Origin of the sequence: Pseudomonas sp. FSL L8-0168 (genome assembly GCF_037976155.1) — a bacterium.
In the GTDB taxonomy this organism is placed as follows: domain Bacteria; phylum Pseudomonadota; class Gammaproteobacteria; order Pseudomonadales; family Pseudomonadaceae; genus Aquipseudomonas; species Aquipseudomonas paracarnis.
Map to the genome: position 1 here is coordinate 5,711,516 of NZ_CP150262.1, position 17,541 is coordinate 5,729,056.

The window sequence follows — 17,541 nt, forward strand, 5'->3', positions numbered from 1 at the left end:
CACCAATGAGCACTAGCACTGTGGCCGGCACTGACGCCGCACAGCCTGCGTTCCTGTCCAAGGAGCGCATCATCGCCAAGCCGGGCTTCAACCGCTGGCTGGTTCCACCGGCCGCCCTGGCCATCCACCTGTGCATCGGCATGGCCTACGGCTTCTCGGTGTTCTGGCTGCCGTTGTCCAAGGCGCTGGGTATCACTGCGCCGGTGGCTTGCGCACCGGACATGGGCTTTATCGCTCAAGTCTTTTCGTCTCAATGCGACTGGCCCATCTCCATGCTGGGCTGGATCTACACCCTGTTCTTCATCTTCCTGGGCTGCTCCGCAGCGATCTGGGGCGGCTGGCTGGAACACGCCGGGCCGCGCAAGGCCGGGGTTGTCTCGGCGCTGTGCTGGTGTGGTGGCCTGCTGATCTCGGCCCTGGGTATCTATACCCACCAGATCTGGCTGATGTGGATCGGCTCCGGGGTCATTGGCGGCATTGGCCTGGGCCTGGGCTATATCTCGCCCGTTTCGACCTTGATCAAGTGGTTCCCGGACAAGCGCGGCATGGCGACCGGCATGGCGATCATGGGCTTCGGCGGCGGCGCGATGGTGGGTGCGCCCCTGGCTGCGGCACTGATGGGCCATTTCTCTTCGCCCACCAGCGTGGGCGTATGGCAGAGCTTTGTGGTCATGGCGGCGATTTATTTCGTGTTCATGATCGGTGGCGCCCTGCTGTATCGCGTACCGCCGACCGGCTGGAAGCCTGAGGGCTGGACCGCGCCGGCGAAAAAAGCCAGCAATGCGATGATCACTCACCGTCACGTGCATGTGAATGTGGCGTGGAAAACCCCGCAGTTCCGCCTGGTATGGCTGGTGCTGTGCCTGAACGTGTCTGCCGGTATCGGCATCTTGGGCATGGCCTCGCCGCTGCTGCAGGAAGTGTTCGGCGGCAAGTTGTTGGGTGTTGATGTGCCATTTGGCCAATTGGATGCGGGCCAGTTGGCCTCCATTGCAGCCATTGCCGCTGGTTTTACCGGCCTGTTGAGCCTGTTCAACATCGGTGGCCGGTTCTTCTGGGCCTCGTTCTCTGACTACCTGGGGCGTAAAAATACCTACTTCGTGTTCTTCGCCCTGGGCTTTGCCCTGTACGCGCTGATCCCGAACCTGGGGCATCTGGGCAACGTGGCGCTGTTTGTGGCGGCGTTCTGCATCATCCTGTCGATGTACGGCGGTGGTTTTGCCACGGTTCCGGCCTACCTGGCCGACCTGTTCGGCACCCAGATGGTTGGCGCGATCCACGGTCGCCTGTTGACCGCCTGGGCCGCTGCGGGCGTGTTGGGCCCGGTGCTGGTGAACTACCTGCGTGAATACCAGTTGAGCATCGGCGTTGAACGCGCCGCGGCCTACGACATCACCTTGTACATCCTCGCCGGCTTGCTGGTGCTGGGCTTCATCTGCAACCTGCTGGTGCGCCCGGTGGCCGATAAGTACTTCATGACTGATGCAGAACTTGCCGCCGAACAGGCGCTGGGCCATGACAAAGGTGCCGATGCCACCACCGTGCTGGAGTGGAAGGCCTCCGCCGCCAGCAAGCCGCTGGCGATTGCCGCGTGGCTGGTAGTGGGTATTCCGCTGGCGTGGGGTGTGTGGGTGACCCTGCAGAAGACGGCGGTACTGTTCCACTGACACCGCAATAAGGGTGGGCCCGGCTCCTGTGGGGCCGGGCTAATGTGGGAGCTGGCTTGCCTGCGATACAGGCACCTCGGTGTACCAGTTGCCTCGCAGTGATGCTATCGCAGGCAAGCCAGCTCCCACAAAAGCCAGCTCCCACATAAGCCCATGCTCACATGTATGCACATGTCTATCCCCGACATTCCTCGCTCCAACTCGTCAGTCTTATCCCCTTCGTTGTTTCTGTTTAGCGCCTGCGCCCCTATAATGGCTGCCTTTTTCGCCCAATGATTTTGCGGAGCTGGTGATGGCCGAACGTAAGGCATCTGTCGAGCGCGACACTCTGGAAACCCAGATCAAAGCCTCGATCAACCTGGATGGCACCGGAAAGGCCCGATTCGATATCGGTGTACCTTTTCTTGAGCACATGCTGGACCAGATCGCCCGTCACGGGCTGATCGACCTGGATATCGTCGGCAAAGGCGACCTGCATATCGACGACCACCACATGGTGGAAGACGTGGGCATCACCCTCGGCCAGGCGTTTGCCAAGGCCATCGGCGACAAAAAAGGCATCCGTCGCTACGGCCATGCCTATGTCCCGTTGGATGAAGCGCTGTCCCGGGTGGTCATCGACTTCTCCGGGCGTCCGGGTTTGCAGATGCACGTGCCTTACACCCGCGCGAACGTGGGCCGTGGCTTTGACGTTGACCTGTTCCAGGAATTCTTCCAGGGCTTTGTCAACCACGCACTGGTCAGCCTGCACATCGACAACCTGCGCGGCACCAACACCCACCACCAGATCGAAACCGTGTTCAAGGCTTTCGGCCGCGCGTTGCGCATGGCTGTGGAAGTCGATGAGCGCATGGGCGGGCAAATGCCGTCGACCAAGGGCGTTCTGTAATGCAGACGGTCGCGGTTATCGATTACGGCATGGGTAACCTGCACTCGGTGGCCAAGGCCCTTGAGCATGTAGGTGCCGGCAAGGTGCTGATCACCAGCGATGCCAACGTGATTCGCGAAGCCGACCGCGTGGTGTTCCCCGGCGTTGGCGCGATTCGCGATTGCATGGCCGAGATCCGCCGCCTGGGCTTTGACAGCCTGGTGCGCGAAGTCAGCCAGGACCGCCCCTTCCTCGGTATCTGCGTGGGCATGCAGGCTTTGCTCGACAGCAGTGAAGAGAACGGCGGTGTCGACTGCATCGGGGTGTTTCCGGGCCAGGTGAAGTTCTTCGGCAAAGACCTGCATGAAGAGGGCGAGCACCTCAAAGTCCCGCACATGGGCTGGAACGAAGTGCGCCGCACCGTCGACCACCCGCTGTGGCACGACATTCCGGACATGGCGCGTTTCTACTTCGTGCACAGCTACTACATCGCCGCCGGTAACCCGCGCCAGGTGGTGGGTGGCGGGCATTACGGCGTCGATTTTGCCGCCGCGCTGGCCGATGGTTCGCGCTTTGCCGTGCAGTTCCACCCGGAGAAGAGCCATACCCATGGCCTGCAATTGCTGCAGAACTTCGCCGCTTGGGATGGTCGCTGGTAATGGCCAAGAAACCGAAGCCGCCGATCTTGAACCTCACGCCCGAGCAGGAGCGTGCGGCCACCGACAAGATCAAACGTTTCATGGAAGACCGCTTCGAGCTCAAGCTGGGTTCGTTCGAGGTCGCCGAGATTCTTGAGCTGTTCACCACCGAAGTGGCGCCGCATTATTACAACAGGGCGGTTTTCGACACGCAGACGCTCCTTAAGGAAAGGTTCGAAAGCATCGAAAGCGACTTGTGGTCGCTTGAGAAACCCTGATTTCCCAAGCATTGCTGAATATCGAATAAGGTTTGCCAGATGCTGATTATCCCCGCTATCGATCTCAAGGACGGCGCTTGTGTCCGCCTGCGCCAAGGCCGCATGGAAGATTCCACGGTGTTCTCCGATGACCCGGTGAGCATGGCTGCCAAATGGGTAGAAGGGGGCTGCCGTCGTCTGCATCTGGTGGACTTGAACGGCGCCTTCGAAGGCCAGCCGGTCAATGGCGAGGTGGTCACCGCCATCGCCAAACGCTACCCGAACCTGCCGATCCAGATCGGCGGTGGTATCCGCTCCCTGGAAACCATCGAGCACTACGTCAAGGCGGGCGTGAGCTACGTGATCATCGGCACCAAGGCCGTGAAAGACCCGGCCTTCGTCGCCGAAGCCTGCCGCGCGTTCCCCGGCAAGGTTATCGTCGGCCTGGATGCTAAAGACGGCTTTGTTGCCACCGATGGCTGGGCTGAAATCAGCACCGTGCAGGTGATCGACCTGGCCAAACAGTTCGAAGCCGACGGCGTGTCCGCCATCGTTTATACCGACATCGCCAAAGACGGCATGATGCAGGGCTGCAACGTTCCGTTCACCGCAGCCCTGGCAGCGGCCACCAAGATTCCGGTGATCGCCTCGGGCGGCATTCACAACCTGGGTGACATCAAGTCGCTGCTGGACGCCAAGGCTCCCGGCATTATCGGCGCCATCACCGGCCGTGCGATCTATGAAGGTACCCTGGACGTCGCCGAAGCTCAGGCTTACTGCGACGCCTACAACGGCTGAGGACTGACCATGGCGCTGGCCAAACGCATCATCCCTTGCCTGGACGTCGACAACGGTCGTGTGGTCAAGGGCGTCAAGTTCGAGAACATCCGTGATGCCGGCGACCCGGTAGAAATCGCCCGTCGCTACGATGAGCAAGGTGCCGACGAGATCACCTTCCTCGACATCACCGCCAGCGTCGATGGCCGCGACACCACGCTGCATACCGTCGAGCGCATGGCCAGCCAGGTATTTATCCCGCTGACCGTGGGCGGTGGCGTGCGCACCGTGCAAGACATCCGCAACCTGCTTAATGCCGGTGCGGACAAGGTCTCGATCAACACCGCCGCCGTGTTCAACCCTGAGTTTGTCGGCGAAGCCGCGCAACACTTCGGCTCGCAATGCATCGTGGTGGCTATCGACGCCAAAAAGGTGTCCGGCCCGGGCGAAACCCCGCGCTGGGAGATCTTCACCCACGGCGGGCGCAAGCCTACCGGGCTGGACGCGGTGGAGTGGGCGATGAAGATGGAAGGCCTGGGCGCCGGTGAAATCCTGCTGACCAGCATGGACCAGGACGGCATGAAAAACGGTTTCGACCTGGGCGTCACCCGCGCCATCAGTGATGCCCTGGGCATCCCGGTGATCGCGTCGGGCGGCGTCGGCAACCTGCAACACTTAGCCGATGGCGTGCTCGAAGGCCATGCCAGCGCGGTGCTGGCGGCGAGTATTTTTCACTTTGGTGAATACACCGTGCCCGAGGCCAAGGCCTATATGGCGGCGCGCGGTATCGTCGTGCGCTAAACGCTGCTGGACACCATGGCAGGCTCGCGGCACTCTCTGCGCTTGCCATGGATTCCGGTAGCCTTCATGTTCAAACACCTGCTGCTCGCCCTCGCCAGTTCCTCCATGTTCATGGCGGCTACGGCACACGCCGAACAACCGTCTGACGCCTCCCTGGTGTTGCTGACGGAAAATTTTCCGCCCTACAACATGGCGAAAAACGGCAAGAACTTCGCCAAGGACGAGAACATCGAAGGCATCGCCGTAGACATCATGCGCGAAACCTTCCAGCGTGCCGGCATTTCCTACAACCTGACCCTGCGCTTCCCGTGGGAACGAATCTACAAGCTCGCCCTGGAAAAACCCGGTTACGGTGTGTTTGTGATGGCGCGTCTGCCAGACCGTGAAGCCTTGTTCAAATGGGTCGGCCCCATCGGCCCGGATGATTGGGTACTGCTGGCCAAGGCCGACAGCAAGATTCAGCTAGAAAGCCTGGAGCAAGCGCGCCGCTACAAGATTGGCGCCTACAAAGGCGACGCCATTGCCGAAAGCCTCGACAAGCAGGGGCTCAAGCCGATGGTCGCCCTGCGTGACCAGGACAATGCGCAAAAGCTCATGGAAGGCCAGATCGACCTGTGGGCCACCGGCGATCCTGCCGGGCGTTACCTGGCGCGGCAGGTGGGGGTAAACGGGCTCAAGACGGTGTTGCGGTTCAACAGTGCGCAGCTTTACCTGGCGTTGAACAAGGACGTGCCGGATGAGGTGGTGGCCAGGCTCCAGGCCGCATTGGATGAGTTACGCAACAGCGGCCGTATAGACGAAATCATGGCGCGTTACCTCTGAAGTCGGCAGGATGAACATGATCAACAATGTGGGAGCGGGGTTGCCCGCGATAACATTGGATCAGCCAATACCTGTGTGACCGACACTCCGCCATCGCGGGCAAGCCCGCTCCCACAGTAGATCTTTGCGATCTTCCTTAACGGTAAATACCGTCCTTGCCATGCCCGGCCATCGCCCGATTACTGCGCACGCTGATCATCAACTTGATATCGATCCACTCCACGCCCTGGGCCTTGAGCTTGGGCAATTCGCGCTCCAGCACCGCCAGCGTCTGTGGGTAAGGATGCCCGATCATGACTGCCGAACCCTGCTTATGTGCCAGTTTGATCGCGGTCTGCAGTTGCGTGGTAATCGCTGCCTCGGTGCGTTCGTCATCGAGAAATACATCCCGCGACACATGGGCCAAACCGATCTTCTGTGCCTCGGCGGCGGCGACGGTTTGCGCACTGGTGCGGCTGTCGACGAAGAACTTGTGACGCCGTTGCAACTCACCCATCAGCCAGGCCATCGCTACCGGTTGTGCAGTCATGCGGCTGCCCATGTGGTTGTTGATACCGGCGGTGTAGGGCACGGCTTCAAATGCCGCGTCCAGGCGCTTGCCCAGTTCTTCGATGGACAGCTCCGGGTGCCAGGCGAATGGGCCGGTGGCCGGGTCCATAGGCATGTGCAGGATCACGATCTTGCCAGCCTTGTGGGCCTCACGGGCGAATTCGGCGGCGTGGGGCGTGTCCGGCATGATGGCGGCGGTCACCGGGCCGGGTAGCGCAAGCACGCGACGATCCCGAGGCAGGTTTTGCCCCAGGTCGTCGATGATAAGCGTCAGGTAGGCTTTGTGCGGTTCGCCGGCAGGGGCCGCTTGAGCGACCCCTGCCAGGCTGCACAGCACAGCGAAGATCAGGGCAAAGCGCATGATCAACGGCTGCGGGTGATGCTCAAGCCCTTGAGCAGGCTGAGTGCCTGGGCCAGTTGGTAGTCATCGTCCTGGGGCATCGGCTTGGCCTTGGCGCGGCTGCCGGTTGGCTGGTCGGCGCCGCCGTTGCCATTGCCCAGGTGACCTTGCAGATCGGCCTCTTTGTAGTATTCGCCATCGATCTCGTTGGTGATCTTGGCGCGGCGTACTTCGATGTCCGGCACGATGCCCTGGGCCTGGATCGAGCGGCCGTTAGGCGTGTAGTACAGCGCCGTGGTGATCTTCAGTGCGCGTTCGTTGTTCAGCGGCAATACGGTCTGCACCGAGCCTTTGCCGAAGCTGGTGGTGCCCATCAGCACGCCGCGCTTGAGGTCTTGCAGGGCGCCGGCGACGATTTCCGAGGCCGAGGCGCTGCCGCCGTTGATCAGCACCGCCAACGGCACGTTTTCGCTCAAGTCGTTGCCGGTGGCCGAGAAGCGCAGTTCGGAGTTGGCAATCCGGCCTTTGGTATAAACGATCAGGCCCTTGGTGACAAAGTGGTCGACCACTTCAACCGCCGACTGCAACACGCCGCCTGGGTTGTTACGCAGGTCAAGCACGATGCCGTTGAGCTTCTTGCCGTTGTCTTTGCGCAGCTTGGCCAGGGCCTTGGCCACTTCGTCGCCGGTCTTGACCTGGAACTGGGTGATACGGATGTAACCGTAGCCCGACTCCAGCAACTGGCTCTTCACGCTCTTGACCGTGATGGTCGCACGGGCCAGGGTCACGTCAAACGGGTTGCCGCCGTCGCGTACCAGGGTGAGGGTGATCTTCTGGCCGAGCTTGCCGCGCATCTTGTCGACGGCTTCGGTCATGGTCTGGCCACGGGTCGGCTGGCCATTGATCTTCACGATCAGGTCGCCGGCCTGGATGCCGGCCTTGGACGCTGGGGTGTCGTCGATGGGCGAGACCACTTTGATCTGGCCGTCTTCGGAGCCCACTTCGATGCCCAGGCCGCCGAACTCACCACTGGTGCTTTCCTGCAGCTCGGCGAAATCTTCCGGGCCCAGGTAGGCGGAGTGCGGGTCGAGGTTGCTGAGCATGCCCTTGATGGCATTTTCCAGCAGGGCCTTGTCGTCTACGGGTTCGACATACGCTGCCTTGATCCGGTCCATGACCTCGGCAAAGGTGCGCAGCTCGTCCAGCGGCAATGGCGCCTTGGTCGTCGCAGCCATGGCAGGTGCAGCCGGTGCGGCCTGGTCGGCAAAAGCCAGAGGCGCGCCGATCACCAGAGCGATCGTCAGGGCCAGCGAAGTGAGGCGGGACAAATGCAGCATGTCGAACGAACTCCTAATGTAGATGCGACCCTATCCTTGGGACCGGCACCATTGTGCAGGGTCGCTCGGGCGGCCCTGCTGACGAATAGCAAAGTACAGCGCCGGGGTGTCCTGACCACCACTGTTACCGACAGTGGAGATGGATTCACCGGCTTTTACAACATCACCTGCCGACTTGAGTAGTGTCTGATTGTGGCCGTAAAGGCTCAAATAGCCATTACCGTGGTCAAGAATCACCAGCAAGCCGGCGCCCCGCAACCAATCGGCGAACACCACGCGCCCACCATGCACGGCGTGGACCTGGCTGCCGGCAGAGGCGCTGATCATCACGCCATCCCACTTGGCACGGGTGTCATCGCCACGGGTTTCCCCAAAGCGTGCCAGTAATCGACCATCAACCGGCCATGGAAGTTTGCCCCGAGCTGAAGCAAAAGGGCCACCGAAGGACTCGCCACTGCTGGAAACCAGCGGGCCAGGGGCTGCACGCGCCGGTTTGCGCGGGGCCGGAGCGTCGCTGGTGGCAGCCAGTTCGGCCTCACGCTGACGCTTTTTTTCGGCTTCCTGCTGGGCGATCAGCGCTTTTTGCCGCGCTTCTTCGGCCTCGCGTGCCTGGCGGGCCAGGGTTTCTTCGATAGTCTTGAGGACTTTGGCCAGGTCGGCCTGGTCCTGCTCGCGTGCCTGGAGCTTGGCGTCGCGGGCTTTTACGTCGCTGTTGAGCTTGGCCAGGGCCTGCTGGCGTTCCTTGCGCACCTTGTCCAACTGATCACGCTGGGTGTCGAGGGCGGTTTTCTGGTCGAGCAGTTGCGATTGCTGGTCGGCAATCTCCTGCTCGACATTGGCCAATTGGCGCAGGGTTTCGTTAAACCCCTTCAATTGCGCCAGGCGTGCCTGGCTCAGGTAGTCGTAATAGGTGAGGGTACGGGCGAATTTTTCCGGGTTCTGCTGGTTGAGCAGCAGCTTGAGGTACTCCTGGCGTCCGCTCTGGTACGCGGCACGGGCCTGGATCGCGATCAGGCGTTGCTGTTCAACGCGTGCGCTCTGGAGTTTTTTTTTCTCAGCGTCGAGTCGCTCCAGTTCCGACTCGCTCTTCTTTAGTTCTTTTTGCAGCTCCTGGACCTGCTTCTCCAGCTTGCCCATCTCGGTTTCCGTGCCGCGCAGGTCTTTCTGCACCCCGGATTTTTCTTCCTGGAGCTTGCCGAGCAGTTTTTTCAGCTCGGTAATGTCCTGACGCGTAGCGTCCAACTGTTGTTGGGTTTGTGCGCGCTCATCGGCAAATGCCGGTTGGAGCAGGCAGACAAGAGCAAGGGTGATCAAGGCGCGAAGCATAGAGGCGGGCGACACCAGGGGAAAAGGACGGCCTAGTATGCCCGCCAAGCGCTGCAAAAAAAACGCCCAATTGGGGCGGTAGGGCAAGATAGCCGCCGAGTGGCGATGGTATGGCAAAAAGACATCTATCAAACACCACAAAACCAATGTGGGAGCGGGCTTGCCCGCGATTGCGGTGGGTCAGCGACATAGAGGTCGACTGATTAGCCGCTATCGCGGGCAAGCCCGCTCCCACACTGTTTTGTGGCGCACTTTGGATCAGACCAGGATCGAGGTCCCGGTCATCTCCTTCGGTTGCTCCAGCCCCATCAGTTTCAGCATGGTCGGCGCCACATCCGCCAGCACGCCACCTTCACGCACTTTCAGGTCACGTTTGCCGACATAGATGAACGGTACCGGCTCGGTGGTGTGGGCTGTGTGAGCCTGACCAGTGGATTCGTCGGACATCTGTTCGCAGTTGCCATGGTCAGCGGTGATCAGTGCTTCGCCACCGACTTTGTCCAGCGCATCCACGATGCGGCCAACACATTTATCCAGGCATTCCACGGCCTTGACCGCCGCTTCCAGGTTGCCGCTGTGGCCAACCATGTCGCCGTTGGCGTAGTTGACGACGATCACGTCGTAACGCTGGTGATCAATGGCGTCGACGATCTTGTCGGTCACTTCCGGTGCGCTCATTTCCGGCTGCAAGTCGTAGGTAGCGACTTTTGGCGACGGGATCAGGATGCGCTCTTCGCCGGGGAACGGCTCTTCGCGGCCACCGGAGAAGAAGAACGTCACGTGGGCGTATTTCTCGGTTTCGGCGATGCGCAGCTGGGTCTTGCCGTTTTTAGCCAGGTAGTCGCCCAGCACGTTCTCCAGGCTGCCCGGGGCGAATGCCGACGGGGCCGGGATGTTGGCGGCGTATTGAGTGAGCATGACGAACTCGACCTTCGGCTGGCGCGCGCGTTCGAAGTCCTTGAAGCCTTCATCGACGAACACATGGCTCAGTTCACGGGCGCGGTCGGCGCGGAAGTTCATGAACACCACGGCGTCGCCGTCTTCGACCTTCACCGGTTCGCCGATGGTGGTGGCTTTGACGAATTCATCGCTTTCACCTCGGGCGTAGGCCGCTTCCAGGCCTTCCTGGGCGGTGGCTGCGTTGAATTCGGCCTGGCCGTCGACGATCAGGTTGTACGCCTGGGCGACACGGTCCCAGCGGTTGTCGCGGTCCATGGCGAAGTAACGGCCCACCAGGCTGGCGATACGGCCCTTGCCCAGAGCGGCGAAGGTGGTATCCAGCAGTTCGATGGAGGATTGCGCGCTTTTAGGCGGCGTGTCGCGGCCGTCGAGGAAGGCGTGCAGATAGATTTTGTCAGCGCCGCGCTTGAACGCCAGTTCGGCCATGGCGACCAAGTGATCCTGATGGCTGTGTACGCCGCCGTCCGACAACAGGCCCATGAAGTGCACGGCCTTGCCCGCGGCAACGGCTTTATCGACCGCGGCGCAGATGGTCGGGTTCTCGAAGAACTCGCCATCGCGGATCGCCTTGGTGACACGAGTGAAGTCCTGGTACACCACTCGTCCGGCACCGAGGTTCATGTGGCCGACTTCCGAGTTGCCCATCTGGCCGTCCGGCAGGCCCACGTCCATGCCGGAACCTGAGATCAGGCCGTTGGGCACGGTGGCGGTCAGGCGGTCCAGTACCGGCTTGTTGGCCGAGTACACCGCGTTGTCGTGGTGGCTTTCACTGTGTCCGAAGCCATCGAGAATTATCAGGACCAAAGGTTTAGGCGTGGTAGTCATAGATCCTCTCGCGGCGCTAATAAAGGAAGACAATTGAAAAGGGAGTGGCAGTTTAAAGCGAAGTTCCAACCACGTCACCGCTTTACGGGGGTTGGCCCCCCCTGGCGGCTGTGTATACTTACCGCCATTTTAACGCCCTGGAACCTCCTTGATGGTTGATCACCTGATTGCATTTGCCACTGCCCACTACCTGCTCGTGGGTGCCTTCGTCATCCTGCTGGCGCTGCTGATCGCGCATGAACTGAGCCGCGGTGGTCGCAGCCTGAGCACGTCGGAGCTGACCGCGCTGGTCAACAAGGATGAGGCCGTTGTCGTCGATATTCGCCCGGCCAAGGATTATGCCGCTGGCCACATCGTTGGTGCCCTGAACATTCCTCAGGACAAGCTGATCGCGCGCTTGGCCGAGCTGGAAAAATACAAGGCCAAGACCATTATCCTGGTCGACGCCCAAGGCCAGCACTCGGGCACCCACGCCCGCGAGATGCTCAAGACCGGCTTCACCGCCGCCAAGCTGTCGGGTGGTATCAGCAGCTGGCGTGGCGATAACCTGCCGTTGGTGAAGTGATATGAGCCAGGTTGTCGTATATTCCAGCGATTATTGCCCGTTTTGCATTCGAGCCAAGCAGCTGCTGCAGAGCAAGAAGGTCGCCTTCGAAGAGATCAAGGTTGATGGCAAGCCTCAGGTGCGCGCCGAAATGGCCCAGAAGGCTGGCCGCACGTCGGTCCCGCAGATCTGGATCGGCACCCGGCATATCGGTGGTTGCGATGACCTGTTCGCTCTGGAGCGCGCCGGTAAACTTGATGCGCTGCTGTCCGTCTGACTGCCAACCCCTTAAGAACCCCAAGATAAAGAAGGATCTGCGATGACTGATCAACAGAACACCGAAGCAGCAGAAGCTCAAGGCCCACAGTTTTCGCTGCAGCGCATCTACGTGCGTGACCTGTCGTTCGAAGCGCCAAAAAGCCCGGCGATCTTCCGTCAGGAATGGACCCCAAGCGTTGCGCTGGACCTGAACACCCGTCAGAAAGCCCTGGAAGGCGACTTCCACGAAGTCGTGCTGACCCTGTCGGTTACCGTCAAGAATGGTGAAGAGGTCGCTTTCATCGCTGAAGTGCAACAGGCCGGTATCTTCCTGATCCAGGGCCTGGACGAAGCGTCCATGAGCCACACCCTGGGCGCGTTCTGCCCGAACATCCTGTTCCCGTATGCCCGTGAGACCCTGGACAGCCTGGTCACCCGTGGTTCGTTCCCGGCCCTGATGCTGGCCCCGGTGAACTTCGATGCCCTGTACGCCCAAGAGCTGCAGCGCATGCAACAGGAAGGCGCGCCAACCGTTCAGTAATTTGCTGAGCGATGCCGTTCTAAAATGTGGGAGCGGGCTTGTGTGGGAGCTGGCTTGCCTGCGATAGCATCACTGCGGTGTGACTGACACACCGAGGTGCCTGCATCGCGGGCAAGCCCGGCTCCCACCCAAGCCCCCTCCCACATTTGTTTTGCGTTTTATTTAAAGCCCAGTTGTCGCCAGCCTTCGTAAACAGCGACGGCCACGGTGTTCGACAGGTTCAGGCTGCGGCAGCCTTCACGCATCGGCAAGCGCAGGCGATGGCCATCGGGCAATGCGTCGAGCACCTCGGCCGGCAGGCCCCGGCTTTCCGGGCCGAACAGGAAGGCATCGCCCTCGGCAAAGCTGGCATCGTGAAACGGCCGCGAGCCCTTGGTGGTGAACGCGAACAGCCGAGGGTGGCCCAGGCTCTCCAGGCAACTGGCCAGGTCGGCATGGCGCTTGAGGGTGGCGTACTCGTGGTAGTCCAGCCCGGCGCGGCGCAGGCGCTTGTCGTCCATGTCAAAGCCCAGCGGCTCGATCAAATGCAGGTGGCAGCCACTGTTGGCGCACAGCCTGATAACGTTGCCGGTATTCGGCGGAATTTCTGGTTGAAAAAGGATGACGTGAAACATGCACGGCTCCGAAGGCAAAGATGCGCTGCATTCTACCCCCGAAGACGACCCGAGACCGAAGCTATTGCCGAGGGTGTTGGGCTCATTGGCGATTGTCGGCTTGATGATTGGCTTGATGATCGGTCGCTTGACCACCCCCGAGCCGCTTGAGCTGCAACAGGTAGAACCTGCGGCGGATGGTTTGGTGGTGTGGTTCAACGACGAACCCAAGCTGCACGGCGAGCATATCGACGGCACCGTGGCGTTGCTGTTTGACGCCCAGGGCAAAGCTGCCAGCGGGCAGCTCAAGGTCAATGACAAGGACGTGAATTGGCGCATCCGCAAGACCGACGCTGGCCTGCTGCTGAATCTGGTGGCGGCTCGGCCGTTGCGTGGGGAGTGGAGCGGTGCAGAGGTCGATGGCCGCTGGCGGCTGGAGATCCATCTCCAAGAGCAATAAAAGAGGGAGTTCCCGGCCTGCCTGTACCAGGGCTCCCAAAACGGGGTGAAGCCTGAGGCTTCGGTGTTAAAGAGGGGATTCTCGGCCTGCCTGTACCAAGGTCCCCGAAACTGGGTAGTACTGGGGTTATTGCAGGGGGCGTGCCAAAACTTGCAATTGCTGCTGGAAAAAAATGCCAAAAAGCGCAAAGCCCCGGAATACGGGGCTTTGTTTGTTTCTACTGCCAAGAAATTTGTAGCGAAAGCGATAGGCGAGTTTTCTGGTCTGTGCTCAATGCCGGTTCATCGTGCATTGAAGCGGTGCACAGTCTGCAGGCATTGCACAAAACCAATGTGGGAGCTGGCTTGCCTGCGATGACGGCGTGTCAGCCCTATACTGGGTGACTGACACACCGTCATCGCGGGCAAGCCCGGCTCCCATACGGGGCCTTCAGCGGTCTTGGGGTTCAGGCTTCATCACCCTCGTCATCATCCCCACCATCCACCTTCATTCCCAATTCCTTGATCTTGCGCGTCAGGGTATTGCGCCCCCAACCCAGCAGCACGGCGGCATCACGGCGGCGGCCGGCGGTGTGTTTGAGCGCGGTCTCGATCATGATCCGCTCGAACGCTGGCACGGCGCTGTCCAGCAGGTTCGACTGGCCGCGTGCCAAGGCCTGGTCGGCCCATTGGCGCAGCGCCTGTTCCCAGTTGGTCACGGGAGCCGAGTCCTGCGGCAGGCTCAGCAGCTCCGGCGGCAGGTCGCTGATGTGCACTTCGCGCCCGGAGGCCATTACGGTGATCCAGCGGCAGGTGTTCTCCAGCTGGCGCACGTTGCCGGGCCACGGCAGATTCTTGAGGTATTCCTCGGTCTCGCTTTTGAGCAGCTTGGGCTCCACCGCCAGCTCCAGGGCGGCGCGGCTGAGGAAATGGCGGGCGAGGGTAGGGATATCTTCGCGGCGGTCCGACATGCGCGGAATGTGGATGCGGATCACGTTGAGGCGGTGGAACAAGTCCTCACGGAATTTACCCGCATGCACCAGTGTTTCCAGGTTCTGGTGGGTGGCCGCGATGATGCGCACATCCACCTTCACCGGCGTATGCCCGCCCACACGATAGAACTCGCCGTCAGCCAGCACGCGCAGCAAGCGAGTCTGGGTGTCGGCCGGCATGTCGCCGATTTCATCAAGGAACAGTGTGCCGCCGTCCGCCTGTTCAAAGCGTCCGCGACGCAGGTTGGCTGCCCCGGTGAACGCGCCTTTTTCATGGCCGAACAACTCGGACTCCATCAAATCCTTGGGAATCGCCGCCATATTCAGTGCGATAAACGGCGAGGCCGCCCGAGGGCTGTGGCGGTGCAGGGCGTGGGCCACCAGTTCTTTACCGGTCCCCGATTCGCCGTTGATCAGCACGGTGATGTTGGAATGGCTCAAGCGCCCGATGGCGCGAAACACTTCCTGCATCGCCGGCGCTTCCCCGATGATTTCCGGAGTACGGGTCAGGGTCGGCGGCGCTTCCTGGTTCTGTTGTTCCTGGGCGTGCTGGTTGGCGCGTTTGACCAGCGCTACCGCCTCATCCACGTCAAATGGCTTGGGCAGGTATTCAAAGGCGCCGCCCTGATAGGACGCGACAGCGCTGTCCAGGTCCGAGTGGGCGGTCATGATGATCACCGGCAAGCGCGGGTGCTGCTCGCGAATGCGCGCCAGCAAGTCCAGGCCACTGGCCCCAGGCATGCGGATATCGGAAATGATCACGTCCGGTTGCTGACGTGCCAGGCGGCTCATCACCCCATCGGCGCTGTCGAAGCTCTGGGTGGTCATGCCTTCTTGTTGCAAGGCTTTTTCGAGGACCCAGCGGATAGAACGGTCGTCGTCGACGATCCAGACAGTTTCACTACGGCTCATGTCGTGGGGGCTCCTTGTTCCAATGGCAGGAAGATCGAGAACGTGGTGTGGCCGGGGTGGCTCTCACATTCGATCAGGCCCTGGTGCTGGCTGATGATGTTCTGGGTAATGGCCAGGCCCAGCCCGGTACCGTCCGGGCGGCCGCTGACCATGGGAAAAAAGATGGTTTCCTGCAGCTCCGCAGGAATGCCGGGGCCGTTGTCGATGATCTCGACCTTGGTCACCAGGCGATGGCGCACATGGCCGATGGTGAACTGGCGCAGGGCGCGGGTGCGCAAACTGATGCGGCCCAGGCGCAGCTCGTTCTGGCTGCTGATGGCCTGCATGGCGTTGCGCACGATGTTGAGCACCGCCTGGATCATCTGCTCGCGGTCGATCAACACGTCGGGAATGCTTGGGTCGTAGTCGCGCACCAAGGTGATGCAACCTTGGCTTTCGGCCTCGACCAATTGGCAGACGCGCTCCAGCACCTCATGCACGTTGGTCATCGCCAGGGACGGCAGCTTGTTGGAGCCGAGCATACGGTCTACCAGGTTACGCAGACGGTCGGCTTCTTCGATGATGACGTTGGTGTAGTCCTTGAGGTGCTCGTCCGGCAGCTCGCGGGACAACAACTGTGCCGCGCCGCGAATGCCGCCCAACGGGTTCTTGATCTCATGGGCGAGGCCGCGCACCAGCATCTTGCTGGTTTCTTGCTTGGACAGCTGTGCTTCCTCCTTGGTGATACGCAGCAGGCGGTCGCGGGGGTGGACTTCGAGCAGCAACAGGGTCGCGCCATTGCTCAGGATTGGGGTTACGGCGTAGTCGACGGTCAACGTTTGCCCGGTCAGCGCGGTGAGCATCGCTTCGCGCTTGGTGAACGGGTGTGCCTGCTCCACGGCCTGGCGCAACGAGCTCAAGGCTTCGGCCGACTCGGTGAACAATTCGCTGATGAACTGCCCATGGCTGCGCTGGCCGCTGATCGCCAGGAGCATCTCCGCCGCCGGGTTCATGTACTCAAGGCGCAGGTCGGCATTGAGCAGGATGGTCGCGGTGGTCAGGTTGTCGAGTAACAAACGGTGCAGTGCATCGCTGATGGTCATCGGGACCTCTTTTGGAGCAAGGCGCGGGCTTGAGGCACACGCTGATACAAGGAAAATGCAAAAACCAAACCAAGGCTCCGAAAAGAAGCGCTAATGCCCTGAAATAAGGGGTTCAGGCGCGAAACTGTGGCGTTCTGCCAGCCTCAACGGGAAGTTTCGAACCAAAATGGGCTGGGCAATTGAGAAGGGTGCAGGCTATCGCACCAATATAGTGCGGTTTTGTGAAGGTTGTTCAGCCACTGAAGATTGAAGGCAAATCGCAGTCAGTGTGGGAGCTGGCTTGCCTGCGATAGCTGTGGTGCATTCAACACCGTTATCGCAGGCAAGCCAGCTCCCACATTTTTAATTGGATTTGCAGTCCTTTTAACCTTTATAGATGCAAAGCTCGGCGGTGGCGCGGATCATCGCCAGCTGGCGCAGCGGATCATTCAGCGGTTCGTGCACGGCCTCGGCCAGCCATTGGGGGCATTTGGGGTCTGTGCGCAGGGGCGTGAAGTCAGCCAACTGCTGCAGCAGCCTTTTTTGCAGCGCGTCCAATTGCGGGCGAATCTGCTGGACCAGATCCGGGCGCGGGTCGTCGGGCGCTTTGCCCTGGAACTGCCAGTCGGACAGGTGGGTATATTGCACCAGTTTGTTGGCTTCGATCTGGGCGGCGAAGAACTGCTCGGCAGCGGCCGGGTCCAGCTTGTAGCTCGGCGCCTGGGCAGTGACGCTGGCGATCACCTCTTGTTCGCGCTTCTTGTCCTCCACGGGCTTGTGGCTGTCCCACTTGCTCAGTGCTACCTGGTCGGCAATCTCAAGGCGTTCGGCGATGCTGTTGAGCAGGGGTTCGAGCGTAGGCGGCGCAGCTCTCGCACTGGCACTGATGAACAGCAGGGCAAATACAAGTCGATATCTCAAAGGTGATCTCCTGTGGGAGCGGGCTTGCCCGCGATGGCGGTGTGTCAGTGATACAGCAGGTGGCCGGCAGTGCGCTATCGCAGGCAAGCCAGCTCCCACACTTTGATTGGGTTT

Annotated in this window: 19 protein-coding genes; 11 read left to right on the forward strand and 8 right to left on the reverse strand. The window is 60.9% G+C overall.

All coding sequences use genetic code 11. The features are described from left to right. Positions 1-5 precede the first annotated feature (5 nt). The 7 genes from MHH62_RS26195 (at position 6) to MHH62_RS26225 (ending at position 5,830) form a co-directional block, all read left to right on the forward strand. The gene (locus tag MHH62_RS26195; RefSeq protein WP_032894033.1) at positions 6-1,667 is read left to right on the forward strand and encodes an OFA family MFS transporter; all 1,662 of its coding nucleotides are present in this window, start codon (positions 6-8) and stop codon (positions 1,665-1,667) included. 292 nt (positions 1,668-1,959) lie between these two features. Continuing rightward, positions 1,960-2,556 carry an imidazoleglycerol-phosphate dehydratase HisB gene (gene hisB, locus MHH62_RS26200; RefSeq protein ID WP_003187781.1) on the forward strand — a complete coding sequence of 199 codons (597 nt, stop codon included), beginning with the start codon at positions 1,960-1,962 and terminating at the stop codon, positions 2,554-2,556. Then, positions 2,556-3,194 (forward strand): imidazole glycerol phosphate synthase subunit HisH, encoded by a 639-nt coding sequence (gene hisH / locus MHH62_RS26205; protein WP_014716513.1) that lies wholly within the window; start codon positions 2,556-2,558, stop codon positions 3,192-3,194. Before hisB ends, hisH begins: the two co-directional genes overlap by 1 nt. Further along, positions 3,194-3,451: a DUF2164 domain-containing protein gene (locus tag MHH62_RS26210; RefSeq protein ID WP_014716514.1), complete on the forward strand. Its 258-nt coding sequence runs from the start codon at positions 3,194-3,196 to the stop codon at positions 3,449-3,451. Before hisH ends, MHH62_RS26210 begins: the two co-directional genes overlap by 1 nt. Positions 3,452-3,490: 39 nt before the next feature. After that, positions 3,491-4,228: a 1-(5-phosphoribosyl)-5-[(5-phosphoribosylamino)methylideneamino]imidazole-4-carboxamide isomerase gene (gene hisA / locus MHH62_RS26215; RefSeq protein ID WP_003187784.1), complete on the forward strand. Its 738-nt coding sequence runs from the start codon at positions 3,491-3,493 to the stop codon at positions 4,226-4,228. Between the two features lie 9 nt (positions 4,229-4,237). Beyond that, on the forward strand, positions 4,238-5,008 hold the full coding sequence (hisF, locus tag MHH62_RS26220) for an imidazole glycerol phosphate synthase subunit HisF (protein ID WP_003187786.1): 771 nt from the start codon (positions 4,238-4,240) through the stop codon (positions 5,006-5,008). Positions 5,009-5,074: 66 nt separating this feature from the next. Continuing rightward, entirely contained in the window at positions 5,075-5,830 is a 756-nt protein-coding gene (locus MHH62_RS26225) for an ABC transporter substrate-binding protein (RefSeq protein ID WP_014716515.1), read from the forward strand. 136 nt (positions 5,831-5,966) lie between these two features. Here the strand turns inward: MHH62_RS26225 and MHH62_RS26230 are convergent, their stop codons facing one another. The 4 genes from MHH62_RS26230 to gpmI all read right to left on the reverse strand — a co-directional run bounded on the left by MHH62_RS26230 (position 5,967) and on the right by gpmI (position 11,167). Next, positions 5,967-6,740 carry a divergent polysaccharide deacetylase family protein gene (locus tag MHH62_RS26230; RefSeq protein WP_019819983.1) on the reverse strand — a complete coding sequence of 258 codons (774 nt, stop codon included), beginning with the start codon at positions 6,738-6,740 and terminating at the stop codon, positions 5,967-5,969. Between the two features lie 2 nt (positions 6,741-6,742). Further along, positions 6,743-8,056: a S41 family peptidase gene (locus tag MHH62_RS26235; RefSeq protein WP_020302395.1), complete on the reverse strand. Its 1,314-nt coding sequence runs from the start codon at positions 8,054-8,056 to the stop codon at positions 6,743-6,745. A gap of 30 nt (positions 8,057-8,086) precedes the next feature. Next, positions 8,087-9,382, reverse strand: a complete 1,296-nt coding sequence (locus MHH62_RS26240; protein WP_019819986.1) for a murein hydrolase activator EnvC — start codon at positions 9,380-9,382, stop codon at positions 8,087-8,089. 258 nt (positions 9,383-9,640) lie between these two features. Further along, the gene (gpmI, locus tag MHH62_RS26245) at positions 9,641-11,167 is read right to left on the reverse strand and encodes a 2,3-bisphosphoglycerate-independent phosphoglycerate mutase (RefSeq protein ID WP_339232147.1); all 1,527 of its coding nucleotides are present in this window, start codon (positions 11,165-11,167) and stop codon (positions 9,641-9,643) included. Positions 11,168-11,318: 151 nt separating this feature from the next. Here gpmI and MHH62_RS26250 point away from each other — a divergent pair, with 151 nt between their 5' ends. The 3 genes from MHH62_RS26250 to secB are packed head-to-tail and all read left to right on the forward strand — an operon-like array spanning position 11,319 to position 12,510. Beyond that, positions 11,319-11,732: a rhodanese-like domain-containing protein gene (locus MHH62_RS26250; protein ID WP_003187796.1), complete on the forward strand. Its 414-nt coding sequence runs from the start codon at positions 11,319-11,321 to the stop codon at positions 11,730-11,732. Between the two features lies 1 nt (position 11,733). Further along, on the forward strand, positions 11,734-11,988 hold the full coding sequence (gene grxC / locus MHH62_RS26255; RefSeq protein WP_019819989.1) for a glutaredoxin 3: 255 nt from the start codon (positions 11,734-11,736) through the stop codon (positions 11,986-11,988). Positions 11,989-12,030: 42 nt separating this feature from the next. Then, complete coding sequence (gene secB / locus MHH62_RS26260; RefSeq protein WP_014716520.1) at positions 12,031-12,510, forward strand: protein-export chaperone SecB; 480 nt, start codon at positions 12,031-12,033, stop codon at positions 12,508-12,510. A gap of 158 nt (positions 12,511-12,668) precedes the next feature. Here the strand turns inward: secB and MHH62_RS26265 are convergent, their stop codons facing one another. Next, positions 12,669-13,124 (reverse strand): tRNA (cytidine(34)-2'-O)-methyltransferase, encoded by a 456-nt coding sequence (locus MHH62_RS26265; RefSeq protein WP_003171120.1) that lies wholly within the window; start codon positions 13,122-13,124, stop codon positions 12,669-12,671. Between MHH62_RS26265 and MHH62_RS26270 the strand changes: the two genes are divergently transcribed. Beyond that, entirely contained in the window at positions 13,123-13,563 is a 441-nt protein-coding gene (locus MHH62_RS26270) for a hypothetical protein (protein WP_019819992.1), read from the forward strand. The two genes, MHH62_RS26265 and MHH62_RS26270, sit on opposite strands and share 2 nt — an antisense overlap. Positions 13,564-14,008: 445 nt before the next feature. Here MHH62_RS26270 and ntrC read toward each other — a convergent pair whose 3' ends face one another. The 3 genes from ntrC to MHH62_RS26285 all read right to left on the reverse strand — a co-directional run bounded on the left by ntrC (position 14,009) and on the right by MHH62_RS26285 (position 17,427). After that, positions 14,009-15,445: a nitrogen regulation protein NR(I) gene (gene ntrC / locus MHH62_RS26275; protein ID WP_003187806.1), complete on the reverse strand. Its 1,437-nt coding sequence runs from the start codon at positions 15,443-15,445 to the stop codon at positions 14,009-14,011. Further along, positions 15,442-16,527, reverse strand: coding sequence for a nitrogen regulation protein NR(II) (glnL, locus tag MHH62_RS26280; protein ID WP_014716523.1), 1,086 nt, complete (start codon positions 16,525-16,527; stop codon positions 15,442-15,444). The genes ntrC and glnL overlap by 4 nt, the downstream gene beginning before the upstream one ends. A 363-nt stretch (positions 16,528-16,890) precedes the next feature. Next, positions 16,891-17,427: a chorismate mutase gene (locus MHH62_RS26285; RefSeq protein ID WP_122299503.1), complete on the reverse strand. Its 537-nt coding sequence runs from the start codon at positions 17,425-17,427 to the stop codon at positions 16,891-16,893. Positions 17,428-17,541: the final 114 nt, after the last annotated feature.

Coding starts and splice junctions, on each gene's coding strand:
- glnL (WP_014716523.1), bottom strand. CDS start 16,527: ATGACCATCAGCGATGCACTGCACCGTTTGTTACTCGACAACCTGACC.
- MHH62_RS26230 (WP_019819983.1), bottom strand. CDS start 6,740: ATGCGCTTTGCCCTGATCTTCGCTGTGCTGTGCAGCCTGGCAGGGGTC.
- grxC (WP_019819989.1), top strand. CDS start 11,734: ATGAGCCAGGTTGTCGTATATTCCAGCGATTATTGCCCGTTTTGCATT.
- hisB (WP_003187781.1), top strand. CDS start 1,960: ATGGCCGAACGTAAGGCATCTGTCGAGCGCGACACTCTGGAAACCCAG.
- MHH62_RS26235 (WP_020302395.1), bottom strand. CDS start 8,056: ATGCTGCATTTGTCCCGCCTCACTTCGCTGGCCCTGACGATCGCTCTG.
- MHH62_RS26265 (WP_003171120.1), bottom strand. CDS start 13,124: ATGTTTCACGTCATCCTTTTTCAACCAGAAATTCCGCCGAATACCGGC.
- MHH62_RS26240 (WP_019819986.1), bottom strand. CDS start 9,382: ATGCTTCGCGCCTTGATCACCCTTGCTCTTGTCTGCCTGCTCCAACCG.
- gpmI (WP_339232147.1), bottom strand. CDS start 11,167: ATGACTACCACGCCTAAACCTTTGGTCCTGATAATTCTCGATGGCTTC.
- hisH (WP_014716513.1), top strand. CDS start 2,556: ATGCAGACGGTCGCGGTTATCGATTACGGCATGGGTAACCTGCACTCG.
- MHH62_RS26210 (WP_014716514.1), top strand. CDS start 3,194: ATGGCCAAGAAACCGAAGCCGCCGATCTTGAACCTCACGCCCGAGCAG.
- MHH62_RS26195 (WP_032894033.1), top strand. CDS start 6: ATGAGCACTAGCACTGTGGCCGGCACTGACGCCGCACAGCCTGCGTTC.
- MHH62_RS26250 (WP_003187796.1), top strand. CDS start 11,319: ATGGTTGATCACCTGATTGCATTTGCCACTGCCCACTACCTGCTCGTG.
- hisF (WP_003187786.1), top strand. CDS start 4,238: ATGGCGCTGGCCAAACGCATCATCCCTTGCCTGGACGTCGACAACGGT.
- MHH62_RS26270 (WP_019819992.1), top strand. CDS start 13,123: ATGCACGGCTCCGAAGGCAAAGATGCGCTGCATTCTACCCCCGAAGAC.
- ntrC (WP_003187806.1), bottom strand. CDS start 15,445: ATGAGCCGTAGTGAAACTGTCTGGATCGTCGACGACGACCGTTCTATC.
- hisA (WP_003187784.1), top strand. CDS start 3,491: ATGCTGATTATCCCCGCTATCGATCTCAAGGACGGCGCTTGTGTCCGC.
- MHH62_RS26225 (WP_014716515.1), top strand. CDS start 5,075: ATGTTCAAACACCTGCTGCTCGCCCTCGCCAGTTCCTCCATGTTCATG.
- secB (WP_014716520.1), top strand. CDS start 12,031: ATGACTGATCAACAGAACACCGAAGCAGCAGAAGCTCAAGGCCCACAG.